The sequence below is a fragment of the Deltaproteobacteria bacterium GWA2_45_12 genome (assembly GCA_001797365.1).
GTDB lineage: Bacteria > UBA10199 > UBA10199 > UBA10199 > UBA10199 > UBA10199.
The window spans coordinates 24,484-37,675 of the sequence record MGPH01000003.1; the positions used below are offsets into that span (position 1 = coordinate 24,484).

Sequence of the window (13,192 nt, forward strand, 5' to 3'; positions counted from 1 at the left end):
AGCTGCTTTATCAACATCTTCCTTGCTTGTCCACCGTCCTAATCCGATGCGAATGCCCGATTCGATGCGCGCTTTGTTATCGGTGATGGCTCCTAAAACATAGGAGGATTCCGGGTTTCCCGAAGTGCATGCCGAGCCACTTGAGATGGCCAGGGAAGGTGTTTTCATGAGAATATCAGCGGCTTTTAGCCCTGGGAAACTGATATTCAAATTGTTGGCCAGTCTCTGTGTCGGATGCCCGTTGAGAATGGCTTGGGGGATTTCTTTTTTAATTTTTTGCCATAAATGGTTTTTCAGTCCGCATAATCTCTCCGATTCTCTTTCCATTTCTTCCAACGAAATTTTGAAAGCCTTGGATAGCCCAATAACCCCGGGAACATTCAAAGTTCCTGATCGCAAATTTCTTTCATGTCCACCTCCATGGAACAGGGGTTTTAATTTGGAAAAAGCTTTTGAGGAAACATAAAGCGCGCCAGTGCCCTTGGGTCCGTACATTTTATGGGCCGACATACTTAAAAGATCAATCCCATTTTTTTCCACATCCAGACTCATTTTTCCGGCTGCTTGGGCGGCATCGGTATGAAATAAAATTTCGCGTTCCTGACAAATTGCTGCAATGTTTTTTATGGGTTGAAGGGTTCCAATTTCATTATTGGCCGCCATGATTGAACATAAAACGGTATTTGGTTTGATGGATTTTTTTATATCTTCCGGATTGACCAACCCTTCACCATTTACATTGAGAAAGGTTATTTCATGTCCCTGTGACCCAATGAATTTGCATGAATCCAAGATGCATTTGTGTTCGGTTTTTTGGGTGATGAGGTGAATTTTGTCTTTTGCCGCCAAGGCCAGGCCCTTGATGACCATGTTGTTACATTCGGTGGCCCCGCTCGTGAAAATAATACTTTCCTTTTTTGATGCCCCAAGCCCTGTAGCAATGCTTTGTCGGGCCTCTTCTACATGCTCTGCCGCTTCCCAGCCAAAAAAGTGGGAATGGCTGGCGGCGTTACCAAAAATTTCAGTGAAATAGGGTCCCATGGCCGCAAAGACACGTGGGTCTAAGGGGGTCGTGGCATTATGGTCTAGATAAAGGGGGCGTTGCATGGCTTTTATCTCTCTTTTTGATAAACGGCTATTCTGATAGCTCTTTTTTTTGTCTTATAGGGAAAAAAATAAATAAATCCAGCGTATTGTGTTTTAGCATTTGGCCTTTATTTTGCTTTAGGTTAAAATAAAGACCATTTATGCAAAATCTATTATTTTTTATTTTATTTTTTTTGTTGGCATGTAGCGGTGGATCAGGCGGTAAGAATGGCAATAACCTCAAGCTGCCCGATTTCACCATTACGACAACTCAAGAAGTAGGACCGCAGGGAGGAACCCTTTTGGGATCGATGGGTTCAGCAATGGAAGGGTTGGTCATGGAAATTCCAGCGGGGGCTCTGGATCGTTTAACACCCATTGAAATCGGAATCTACAATGATAAAGCGCAACCAAGTACTCCGGGCGGTTCTGAATTAGCGGGAACATTTTATTATTTTGGGCCTTCTGGCACACAATTTCAAAAGCCGATTACGGTGACAGTTCCCTATGATCCCAAGAGCAGGCAAGCGGCTCTTGTCAATGAAGATATTAACCGTCTTTTAAGTCTTCTCGTTTACAATCAGGAAAATAAAGAGTGGGAAGAAGTGCCTTGTGAGCCTAATCCTGTGGTTTTTACATGCACCGGGCACATTCAACATTTTTCAGGAGTTGGTGTTGCTAATAATAATTTTGCGCTTTTTTTAGAGGTATCACGGGAAAATAATATAGATATACGGGGAGAGAATATCTCGTTGAATCAACCAGGAAATATTATTTTACAGGCAAGTAGTTTGGATGATCAAAGGATTGGTGCCGTTAATTTTTATGAGAGACCCGAAAATGGACCTCCTGTTCTAGTGGGCTCGGACGATACATCGCCTTATGCACGGGTATTAAATTTGGGTGAAGCCCAAAATGGAATCCATACTTATTACGCGACAGTTGTGGAAGGTAATAATATTCCCCGGGGTTTTAGTAATGATGTTCAGGTTTCGGTGATAATCAATCAGGCATGCCTTCCAGGAACGAACGTGGAAATTCCCGATGCAAACTTAAGGCAAAGAATCAAAAATGCTCTCCGCCAGCAACCGCTAAATCCGGGAGCGGGGGATTTAGTCCCTTGTGACCAATTGCAACAGCTTCGGACGCTTCTGGCAAGTGCAGCCAATATCCATTCCATAGAAGGACTTGAACACGCGATAGGACTAAGGACGTTGGACCTCTCAAGAAATGCCGCCCTCAATGACCTGACCCCTTTGAGTAATTTAACCCAACTCCAATCACTTAACTTATCCCAAGACAACCTCGTGGATATTTCTGTTTTGGGTAATCTGACTGGGCTCGTTGGGTTGGAATTGGGGCTTAATGCCATCCGTGACATCCGTGCTTTAGCTTTTTTGGATCAACTCACAAGTTTGGGCCTATACAAAAATCGCGTTACGGATCTCCGCCCCCTATTAGGAATGAGTAGCCTTCGTAACCCAATAGCCATTGTCGCTGTTTCGGCAAATCCTTTAGACTTAAGCGAGATGTCCCGTTCACGGCAGACCATCGATACCTTATTGAGTGAAGGTGTACAGCTCATTTGGGATGAGCTAACCATCGGACTCACGGGGCATTATCAAAATCAACTGGGGATGGAACTTGTGGTTCCCAATCTTCCGGCACAAGCAAGCTTTGATGCGTTGATCGATAAGATTGATGGCGTATCTGTGCAAAAGGTTGATTTTTATTTGGGGCGTGCCTTTGAGGTGGCCAGAGAATTCTTAGCGGTGAGAGATCTTCCCGAAATTGGGGACAATGGCTACGTTTACTCCCATCTCTTTGAACAGAGTGGAGCTTTTAGTATGGCTGCCAAAGTCACAACAACGGACGGGGCCTATGCCATTGTTCATCTACCAAAACAGGTCAATATTTTTGCGGGGCGGGAGGCCTGTGATCCCACTTCAGCGGGAGAGGCGGGATTTTTAATTGGGCAGTGGTGCGCTGTCAATCAAACAGGCCCTGATTTTGCGTGTGAACGCCGGCAAAGAGAGGAGGCGGAGGCCCGTTTTCGCGAGGGCTGCCAAGCAGCCCAGATTGGAGCTGAGGAATGCGAGCGTAACCTTCAAGGAATTGATATAAGAATTAATTGCCCCTCCATCATCATGCCCGCATGTTCCCCTTATACAAATCAATTTGAAATTATAAGGCAAGGGGACCGTTTAATGGGTGTTGTGGGAACAAGTGTTTGCGAACACGAATTGCCGACGGCTGCTATTATATGTGTGACACGGGAAGGAAATGAAATTGAAATCCAGTTTGAGGGTTGTCCTGGTTTAGGTGGGGCTTTTCCCCTTTCGCTTCACATGACGCGATCTAACGATCAAGAGCTTACGCATGGTTTTCAAACTATGCGTGGTTTAAGAGATTACCCTGTCGATTTTGACATTGAATTTGGTAAGCAGAGGGGAGATTCGTAATTAGTTTACGCCCTGTTAACCCTTTTCAACATAATCCCCTGAAGCGGTGTTGATCACGATAAGGTCCCCTGTTTTGATGAAGAGGGGGACTTTTACCGTCATGTCATTGCTTAAGCGTGCGTCCTTGAACGCACCTGCGGCTCCTTTTGACGGGGGGTTACACTCAACTACTTCAAAGTTCATTTTTTGGGGCAGGCTTACGCTGACGGAGGCTCCTTCGTAGCTTGAAACAGTAAGGCTTGCTTCGGGGACCAAAAATTTGACCGCGTCTTCAAGCACGTCCTCGGAAATTTCAATCTGTTCGAAAGTGAGGGGATCCATGAAATGGTAGGTCGTTCCATCTTGATAGAGATAATTGACGTTGCGAATGGAAAGATTGGCCTGTTCGACTGTTTCACTTGAACGAAACCGGACATTGTCCTTGTTTTTAGTTTTTAAGTTTCTGAGTTCGGTTTGAATGACGGCATTTCCTTTGCCTGGAGTAATGTGCTGCACTTTTAAAACCCTGAAAAGGATTTCGTTAATCTTTAAAATTTGTCCAACGCGTATTTGTGTCGCTGAAATCATGATTGATCCTACAATTTTTTTTTAAAACATATTAAGCTGCAGTTTTGCGGCTTCTGACATTTTGTCCTTATCCCATGGGGGATCCCAAACAAGGTCTACATGGCAACTGGTGACTCCTTCAACTGATTTTATTTTGGTTTCAACCTCACCGGGAAGGGAGCCTGCCACTGGGCAGTTGGGGGAGGTAAGGGTCATCTTTAAGGTCACGTCTTTTTCAGGGCTGATGATGATATCGTAAATAAGCCCCAATTCGTAAATATCAACGGGTATTTCAGGATCGTAGCAGGTTTTAAGGGCTGCGATGATTTTTGTTCGAAGGTCTTCTGACATAATTTTATTGTGATGCCTGAGCGGAGTCGAAGGCGGGGTGTCCCTTCGACTCCGCTCAGGGACCACGGTCTTCATTCCGTCGACACCGGTTTTTTTTTATCCTGTAACGCGGCGTTTAGCGTATGCCAGGGGAGGGTGGCACATTTTACGCGTGATGGAAATTCACTGACACCCTGGAAAACTTCCAATTTTTCCGGAAGGGGGATGTTGCCGGTATGGTTTTTTCCTGCCTCTTTTTGACCTGTGACCAATTCATGAAATTGTTCGAAAATGGGTTCTACTTCCGAAATTTTTTTTCCTTTCAAGATTTCAGTAAGTACGGAAGAAGAGGCTGTTGAAATGGCACAACCGCTTCCTTCAAAACTGATGTCTTTAATGACATCGCCATCCACAAAAAGATAAAGGGTCAGTTTATCTCCACACAAAGGGTTAAACCCCTCGGCATGATGGTTTGCATTGGTCAATTTGTGGAAGTTACGCGGATGTTTGGAGTGATCCAAAATAACTTCCTGATATAGGTCACGTAGGTCGTACATGATTAAATCCCCCTCGGCCCCCCTTTTTTAAACGGGGATGGCATTCATTTAAAAATCTCCAACACCTTTTTAACCCCTTCCACCAAACGATCTACATCCTCTTTTGTATTATAAAATGAAAAAGAGGCGCGGAGGGTGGCGGGCACGTGGAAAAAATCCATCACAGGTTGGGCACAATGATGCCCAGCACGAATGGCAATGCCTTCTCCATCCAAAATGGTCCCGGCATCGTGTGGATGAACTCCTTCAATCACAAAAGACAGAGAGGATGTTTTTTTAGCGGCTTGACCGATAATCTGGACTTTTTCAAGTTTGACCACTTGTTCTTGGGCATATTCAAAGACGCCGTGTTCATAAGCCAGGGCCTTTTCCCAACCCAGTTTTTTGATGTATTTAAAAGCCTCGCCAAGTCCCACAGCGCCTTCAATATTGGGAGTTCCTGCTTCAAACTTGTAGGGAAGGGTATTATAGGTTGTTTTTTGAAAGGAGACCGAGGCAATCATGTCGCCACCGCCTTGGTAGGGGGGCATGGCATCTAAGAGGTGTTCTTTGCCATATAATATTCCCACGCCGGAGGGCCCATAAAGTTTGTGGCCAGAAAAAACGTAAAAATCGCAATCGAGTTCCCGAACATCCACAGGTACATGGGGCGCAGACTGAGCTCCGTCAAGCAAAACTGGAATATTCTTTTTGTGGGCCAGTGCGATGATTTCCCAGACTGGGTTGACAGTTCCCAATGCGTTGGATACATGGACCACCGAGATGAGCCTTACCCGGGGCGAAAGCAATTTTTCAAATTCGGGCATGACAAGCTCGCCACGCATATTCATGGGAATAACCTTAAGGACGGCTCCCGTTTGTTCACAAAGCATCTGCCAAGGGACAATATTGGAATGATGCTCCATGGCCGAAATAATAATTTCATCCCCTGATCTTAGTGTTCTGCGGCCAAAGCTCTGGGCCACAAGATTAATGCCTTCAGTGGTTCCTCGTGTGAAAATAATTTCCTTGTTTGAACGGGCATGAAGAAACTCCCTGGCTAAAGAGCGGGCTTCTTCAAAGGCATCGGTCGCTTTCTGGCTTAAGGTGTGGATGCCACGGTGCACATTGGAATATTCGTGTTCGTAGAATGATTTTATTCTTTCAATAACCTGTTTTGGTTTTTGTGTGCTGGCGGCATTGTCAAGGTAGACAAGGGGTTTTCCGTTTATATGTTCTGAAAGAATGGGAAAATCACGGCACACTTTGGCAACATCAAAGGGGAGGGCACTTTCAAGAGAGAGGACATTATTGGGAGATTGTTTCATGATTGGGTTTTCTCCTGTTTTTGCCATTTCAAAACCGATTCCATTGCCTTTGTACGCAGGGACTTTAAAGGTATTGTCTGGATGAGTTCCTCGGCAAAAGCATAGGTCAGCATGGTCTGAGCTTCTTGTTGCCCGATACCGCGTGAACGCAAATAAAACATGGCTTGGGGATCTAGTTGACCGATGCTGGCGCCATGGTTGCATTGGACATCATTGGCATAAATTTCAAGTTCGGGTTTGGGATTAGCCTCGGCATTTTCAGAAAGCATGAGGTGCTTCAAAGACTGATGGGCCTTTGTTTTTTGGGCATTGGGGTGAACGACCACTTTGCTGTTGATAATTCCCCGGGCCTGGTCGTTGACAATGTTTTTTAACTCCATGTTGCTTGTTCCGTGAGGTTTTAGATGATCCACCCTGGCATGGATATCGGTTTGCTGCCCCTCTTTGGCCAAAAGAAGAGCTTTTAAATCAAAGGAACAATCAACATCGTCTAAAGTACTTTGGATGCTTGTGCGATGGGTCAGTGCTCCTCTAGAAAAAATCCATGAACCCACAGAACTTGATTTTTCCTGAAGTAATGCCGTGGTCGCCAAATGATGGGCCTGATTTCCTTCTTCCTGAATTTTAATATGAGTGAGTTTGGAATCGGCCTCCATCTTGATTTCAGTGATGACGTTGGTGAAGTAAGAGGCACTATCAATCCCTGTATATGTTTCGACCAGAAAAGCTTCAGCATGGGGTTCACAATGGATGAAATGATGAAGGGGTATCAAGAGCTCCTTGGCAGCAGATGTCGTTACATGAATAATGTGAATGGGCTGGACCATGCGCGTGTTTTTAGTAATACGCAGGGAGAGCCCTTCCTTGATGAAAGCGGTATTTAAGGCAGTGAAAGCGTCTTTTTCGGGGTTGGCAAGAGTGGCCAAATTTGAATCGGTTAAAATGAGTTTGCTTACCACCAAGCCTTCCGGAAGATGGGATAAGTCAGAAAGATTTTCGTTAAATATTCCGTCTACAAAAACTAAATTAATACTTTGTTGTTTGGTCAAAAGAAGAGGTTGGATATCTGGGAAGTTTTGTATTGGTTTCTTTTGAGTTGTAAAGGCTTGCTTGGCTAATTCGCCCATCTTTAAATATTTAAACTCTTCGTTTTTGCTTGTGGGGAAACCATGTTGTTTTAAAAAATGAATCGAATTCTTTCTTTTTTGGGTAAGCAAAAACGGCTCTTTTCCTTCAACCTGTGGGAGAAAGTTTTCAAATGAATCGATATAATTTTGAATGACGTCTTGCATTTTGTTGCTCGTGACCCCTTATTACGAGTCCGCGAGCGCTCGAGTCACGTTCCTATCTTATCTCTTGTTCTACCCATCCATACCCCTTCTCTTCAAGTTCCAGGGCCAGGTTTTTGTCCCCTGATTTCACTATTCTTCCGCCCGAGAGAACATGAACTTTATTGGGCACAATGTAATCAAGCAGTCTCTGATAGTGTGTAATAACAATAAAAGCGCGCTCAGAAGAACGCATGGCATTGACTCCTTTAGAGACAATTTGGAGGGCATCAATATCCAACCCCGAATCGGTTTCATCCAAAATGGCAAGGGTGGGTTCTAAAACGGCCATTTGAAAGATTTCGTTCCGTTTTTTCTCGCCGCCGGAAAATCCTTCATTGACACTGCGGTTTAAAAAACTTTCATCCAGCGAAATCAGTTTCATTTTTTGTTTGCTGTATTTCAAAAAATCCATGGCATCCAATTCGGATTGCCCGTTTGCTTTTCGAACGGCATTGGTGGCCGCTTTCAGAAAATAAAGATTATTGACCCCCGGAATTTCAAGCGGGTATTGAAATGCCAGGAATACTCCCTTGCGAGCTCGAACTTCCGGTTCCATGCTCAACAAATCCTCACCTTTATAAAAGATGCTTCCTTGGGTGACGGTATATCCTTCGCGACCCGACAAAACATACGAGAGAGTGCTTTTGCCCGATCCATTGGGGCCCATGATGGCATGCACTTCGCCCTTGTTGATGGTTAAGTTAAGTCCGTTTAAAATGGCTTTGCCATCAACGGAGACATGTAGGTTTTTTATTTCGAGTAATGACATAGATTTTGTCGCTGGTTGCTCGTCGCTCGTGAGGAACGTCGCTCGTAATTTGGGGCCTCCGTATTACGAGCGACGAGTCCTCGAGCGACGTTTTTCACGAGTGACGAATCACCCCACACTTCCCTCCAGACTCACGCCCAATAATTTTTGCGCTTCGACGGCAAACTCCATGGGGAGCTGTTTTAACACCTCTTTACAAAATCCATTTACAATCATGGAAACAGCGTCTTCTTCCGAAAGACCGCGTTGACGCAGGTAAAAAAGTTGGTCTTCGTTGATTTTGGACGTGCTGGCTTCGTGCCCTACTTGGGCGGTTTTGTTTTTGACTTCGATAGAGGGAAAAGTGTGGGCGCCACATTTGTCCCCCATTAGTAATGAATCACACTGGGTGTAGTTCTTGGCCTTATCGGCATTTTTCATTATTTTGACCAAACCACGATAGGAGTTTTGTCCATGGCCGGCTGAGATTCCCTTGGAAATAATGGTGCTGCGGGTGTTTTTACCAATATGAATCATTTTTGTCCCGGTATCGGCTTGTTGCCAATTGTTGGCAATGGCTACCGAATAGAATTCACCAATGGAATTATCGCCCTGCAAGATGCAGCTGGGGTATTTCCAGGTAATGGCTGAACCCGTTTCGACTTGGGTCCATGAAATTTTTGAATTTTTTCCAGCACACTTTCCACGTTTGGTGACAAAATTATAAATTCCCCCCTTGCCGTTTTTGTCGCCCGGATACCAGTTTTGAACAGTGGAATATTTGATTTCAGCATTATCAAGAGCCACTAATTCCACCACGGCAGCATGTAGCTGGTTTTCATCACGCATGGGAGCCGTGCAACCTTCCAAATAACTGACATAGCTTCCCTCATCGGCAATGATAAGGGTGCGTTCAAACTGGCCCGTTTCAGAAGCATTGATGCGAAAGTAGGTGGATAGCTCCATGGGGCAGCGCACTCCTTTGGGGATGTAGACAAAGGATCCGTCTGAAAATACGGCGGTATTAAGCGTTGCGTAAAAATTATCAGTAAGGGGAACAACCGATCCCATGTATTTTTCAACCAGCTCGGAATGATTTTTAACGGCTTCCGAAAAGGAGCAAAAAATAATCCCCAGCTCGCCCAATTTTTTCTTGTAGGTGGTAGCCACCGAAACACTGTCAAAGACGGCATCCACAGCAACACCGGAAAGTCTTTTTTGTTCATCCAGTGAAATTCCCAGTTTGTTAAAAGTGTCGCGCAATTCAGGGTCAACTTCGTCCAAGCTTTCAAGTTTGGGTTTTTTCTTGGGGGCGGCGTAATAATAGAGGTCTTGATAATTGATGGGAGGATGTTTTACGTGGGCCCATGCGGGTTCCTTCATGGTAAGCCAATGGCGATAAGCTTTCAGACGCAAATTCAGCATGAACTTGGGCTCGGTTTTTCTTTGGGAAATAAGGCGAACAATATCTTCAGACAACCCTTTGGGAAACTCTTCAAGAGCCATGGGGGTGATAAAGCCGTATTTGTATTCCTGGCTGGTAATTTCATTGATTGTAGCTTGTGAACTCATAAAAAAATCTCCTTACACCATCGTGATTTCATGGGGGGATGATTTGTACGGCCCGAAGGCGGGGCTGGCTCCATGATGTTTGATCAAATCTTCAACGGTTGTGGTTGTCAGTTTATTCATGACAAGATCCTGCAAATCATTCCAAAAATGTTTCATCGTGCAGGCGGCTTCCAGCCCACACATTTCCAGGGTGTTTTGACAAAACATGGTTTGAATGGGGCCCTCGACAGCTTCAATGACTTCACGAATTTTAATTTGGGAAGCCGGGCGCGCCAGCTTGATCCCTCCTCCGATGCCACGGTGAGAAACTACAATGCGGGCAATCGAAAGCTTGTTGGCGATGTTGGCTAAAAACCGGTTTGAAAGTTTAAGGGCTTCCGTCACCTTTTTAATAGAAGTGGTTTCTTCTACAGCAAGGCGCGCCAAATACATCACTAAAAGAAGAGCATAATCACCGGCTCTTGAAGTTATTTTCATAATCACTAAGTCACTGTTTCCTGGTGGCTGGTTGCTATAATAAAAATAATGATATCAAGTGTTTACTAGCAACTAGAGACAAGCAACGAGCGACTTCTCAATGAACACCATAAATATCACCAAATTTGTGATATTTAGTCAAGGTGGGTTTTTTAAACAGGATTTTAGAGGTTGTCAAGGTTGTTTGTGACAGGTTGTTTGTGACAGTTACGAGAAATATTAAACAGGCCAATCTTTTTTTGAAATTTGAAGGATGGTGACTTCTGGAAGGTAAATCAGGTGGGATTTGAAATTAGTATTTTATCCTCCAGCCATCATGGCGTATGATGAAGCCTGATGTCGTCACCATTAAACACTCCTTACATTAATACCATCCCAGCAGAAAATGAGCCTTCTTATCCAGGTGATCCCGAGATCGAATGGCGTATTCGCAGTCTTATCCGCTGGAACGCTATGGCCATGGTTGTTCGTGCCAATCGGCGCACTTCCGGTTTGGGGGGGCACATTTCTACCTTTGCTTCTTCCGCCACCCTTTTTGAAGTGGGCTTTAATCATTTCTTCAGGGGAAAACAAACGGGTGTGAATGCCGACCAGGTTTATTTCCAGGGACATGCTTCTCCTGGTATTTATGCGCGTGCTTTTTTGGAAGGCCGTTTTGATGAAGTCCATCTTGAAAATTTTCGGCGCGAACTAAGTGCCCAGGGAGGACTTTCTTCCTACCCACACCCCTGGCTTATGCCTGATTTTTGGGAGTTTCCCACGGTGTCAATGGGGTTGGCACCCATCATGGGGATTTATCAGGCCCGGTTTAACCGGTATTTGGAGCATCGGGGACTGAAGGAAAAAAACACGGGAAAAGTCTGGGTGTTCTTGGGGGATGGAGAAACCGATGAGCCTGAAAGTTTGGGAGCGCTGACTCTAGCAGCACGAGAAAAACTCGATAATCTTATTTTTGTGGTCAATTGCAATTTGCAACGCCTAGATGGCCCCGTGCGTGGCAATGGAAAAATCATTCAGGAACTTGAAGCTCTTTTTCGTGGCGCGGGATGGAATGTCATCAAACTTGTTTGGGGAAGCGATTGGGACCCTTTGCTTCAAAAGGATAAAGAGGGTCTTTTGGTAAAACGCATGAATGAAGTTGTTGACGGGCAATATCAAAAATATGTGGTGTCTGGTGGGGATTATATCCGTAACCATTTTTTTGGAACTGATCCGAAACTTTTAAGTTTGGTAGAAAATCTATCAGATAACCAATTGCGCGTTTTACGCCGGGGAGGGCATGACCCTCAAAAAATTCATGCCGCGTATAGAGCCGCTTGTGAACACAAGGGAAGCCCCACGGTTATTTTGGCCAAGACCATCAAGGGGTATGGTCTGGGAGAATCAGGCGAAGGGAAAAATATTTCGCATCAGCAGAAGAAATTGAATGAAAAAGAGTTGCTTGAGTTCCGAACCCGTTTTGGAATCCCTGTCTCCGATGAGAATGTGGTCAGGATGCCTTTTTATCGGCCCCAAAAAAATAGCCCTGAAATGGGGTATCTTTTAAATCAGAGAAAAAAATTGGGTGGGTTTGTTCCACAAAGAAAAGCCCAATTCACTCTTCCCAAGCCGGCTTCACCAAAAGTTTTTGAGGAATTCATGGAAGGAACCTCTGGTCGCGAGGTTTCAACAACCATGGCTTTTGTTAAAATGCTCGGAAATCTCTTGCGCGATGAGGCCTGGAAAAAATACATTGTTCCCATTATTCCCGATGAGGCCCGCACATTCGGAATGGAAACTTTCTTCAAGCAATATGGAATCTATTCAAGCTTGGGGCAGCTCTATGAACCTGCCGATTCCGAAAGTCTGCTTTATTATCGGGAATCCAAAGACGGACAAATTTTGGAGGAGGGGATTAATGAGGCGGGAGCTACAAGTTCTTTTATTGCTGCTGGTTCAGCCTATGCCACTCACGGTTTACCCATGCTTCCCTTTTTCATTTATTACTCGATGTTCGGTTTTCAGCGTGTGGGGGATCTTATCTGGGCGGCTTGTGACATGCGTTGCAAAGGTTTTTTGGTGGGAGCCACCTCGGGGCGTACCACTCTGCAGGGGGAAGGTTTACAGCACCAGGATGGCCAGAGCCATTTGTATGCCCTGGCGTACCCTAATTTAAGAGCCTATGACCCGGCTTTTGCTTATGAGCTGGCCGTCATCATCGCTGATGGAATGAAACGCATGTATGAAAAAGGAGAAGACATTTTTTATTATTTAACGGTGGGAAACCAGAATTATGTCATGCCTCCCAAGCCTGCGGGGGATGATGTGGATGAGGGCATCATCAAAGGGCTCTATTGTTTTTCCAAAGAAGGAATTCAATCGAGAAAAAAGGCCCATTTATTGGGAAGCGGGGCCCTGATGACAGAGGTGCTTAAAGCCAAGAATATTTTGGAAACCGATCACAAGGTAGCGACATCAGTTTGGTCGGTAACCAGCTACAAAGCCCTTTATGATGATACTCTTCATTGCGAACGTTTAAATCAAAATGCTTTGCCAAAAATGAAACAAAAAAGCCATTTGGAGCAATGTTTGTCCGACCAAAAGGGAGTGGTGGTGAGTGTTTGCGATTATGTGAAAGCCTTGCCCCATTGCATTGCCCCTTATATAAAACAGCCTTTTGCTGTTTTGGGAACGGATGGTTTTGGTTTGAGCGAGTCACGCGATAAGCTGCGAGATCATTTTGGTGTAAGTGCCAAACATATTGTGGAAGCGGTTTTAAAATTAATGTAGGGGCGGG

10 protein-coding genes and 1 pseudogene (1 of these 11 cut by a window edge) are annotated in these 13,192 nt (G+C 44.9%); 2 read left to right on the top strand and 9 right to left on the bottom strand.

Features of this window, described 5'->3' with window-relative positions; translation table 11 throughout:
• A pseudogene (locus tag A2048_06130) lies at positions 1–1,107 on the bottom strand (hypothetical protein); it reaches 42 nt to the left of the window's first position.
• 140 nt (positions 1,108–1,247) lie between these two features.
• On the opposite strand from A2048_06130, the gene A2048_06135 reads away from it, so the two are divergent.
• Positions 1,248–3,548: a hypothetical protein gene (locus tag A2048_06135; protein ID OGP11069.1), complete on the top strand. Its 2,301-nt coding sequence runs from the start codon at positions 1,248–1,250 to the stop codon at positions 3,546–3,548.
• Positions 3,549–3,563: 15 nt separating this feature from the next.
• Here A2048_06135 and A2048_06140 read toward each other — a convergent pair whose 3' ends face one another.
• The 8 genes from A2048_06140 to A2048_06175 form a co-directional block, all read right to left on the bottom strand.
• The gene (locus A2048_06140) at positions 3,564–4,115 is read right to left on the bottom strand and encodes an elongation factor P (GenBank protein OGP11070.1); all 552 of its coding nucleotides are present in this window, start codon (positions 4,113–4,115) and stop codon (positions 3,564–3,566) included.
• 21 nt (positions 4,116–4,136) lie between these two features.
• Positions 4,137–4,445 (bottom strand): SUF system Fe-S cluster assembly protein, encoded by a 309-nt coding sequence (locus A2048_06145; GenBank protein ID OGP11071.1) that lies wholly within the window; start codon positions 4,443–4,445, stop codon positions 4,137–4,139.
• 71 nt (positions 4,446–4,516) lie between these two features.
• Positions 4,517–4,981, bottom strand: coding sequence for an SUF system NifU family Fe-S cluster assembly protein (locus A2048_06150; GenBank protein ID OGP11072.1), 465 nt, complete (start codon positions 4,979–4,981; stop codon positions 4,517–4,519).
• Between the two features lie 44 nt (positions 4,982–5,025).
• Entirely contained in the window at positions 5,026–6,288 is a 1,263-nt protein-coding gene (locus tag A2048_06155) for a cysteine sulfinate desulfinase (GenBank protein OGP11102.1), read from the bottom strand.
• Positions 6,285–7,580: a Fe-S cluster assembly protein SufD gene (locus A2048_06160; protein ID OGP11073.1), complete on the bottom strand. Its 1,296-nt coding sequence runs from the start codon at positions 7,578–7,580 to the stop codon at positions 6,285–6,287. Before A2048_06160 ends, A2048_06155 begins: the two co-directional genes overlap by 4 nt.
• Positions 7,581–7,632: 52 nt before the next feature.
• On the bottom strand, positions 7,633–8,388 hold the full coding sequence (locus A2048_06165) for a Fe-S cluster assembly ATPase SufC (GenBank protein ID OGP11074.1): 756 nt from the start codon (positions 8,386–8,388) through the stop codon (positions 7,633–7,635).
• Between the two features lie 108 nt (positions 8,389–8,496).
• Positions 8,497–9,939 carry a Fe-S cluster assembly protein SufB gene (locus A2048_06170; GenBank protein ID OGP11075.1) on the bottom strand — a complete coding sequence of 481 codons (1,443 nt, stop codon included), beginning with the start codon at positions 9,937–9,939 and terminating at the stop codon, positions 8,497–8,499.
• 12 nt (positions 9,940–9,951) lie between these two features.
• Entirely contained in the window at positions 9,952–10,416 is a 465-nt protein-coding gene (locus A2048_06175; GenBank protein ID OGP11076.1) for a hypothetical protein, read from the bottom strand.
• 336 nt (positions 10,417–10,752) lie between these two features.
• On the opposite strand from A2048_06175, the gene A2048_06180 reads away from it, so the two are divergent.
• Positions 10,753–13,185: a pyruvate dehydrogenase (acetyl-transferring), homodimeric type gene (locus A2048_06180; protein OGP11077.1), complete on the top strand. Its 2,433-nt coding sequence runs from the start codon at positions 10,753–10,755 to the stop codon at positions 13,183–13,185.
• The last annotated feature ends 7 nt before the right edge of the window (positions 13,186–13,192 follow it).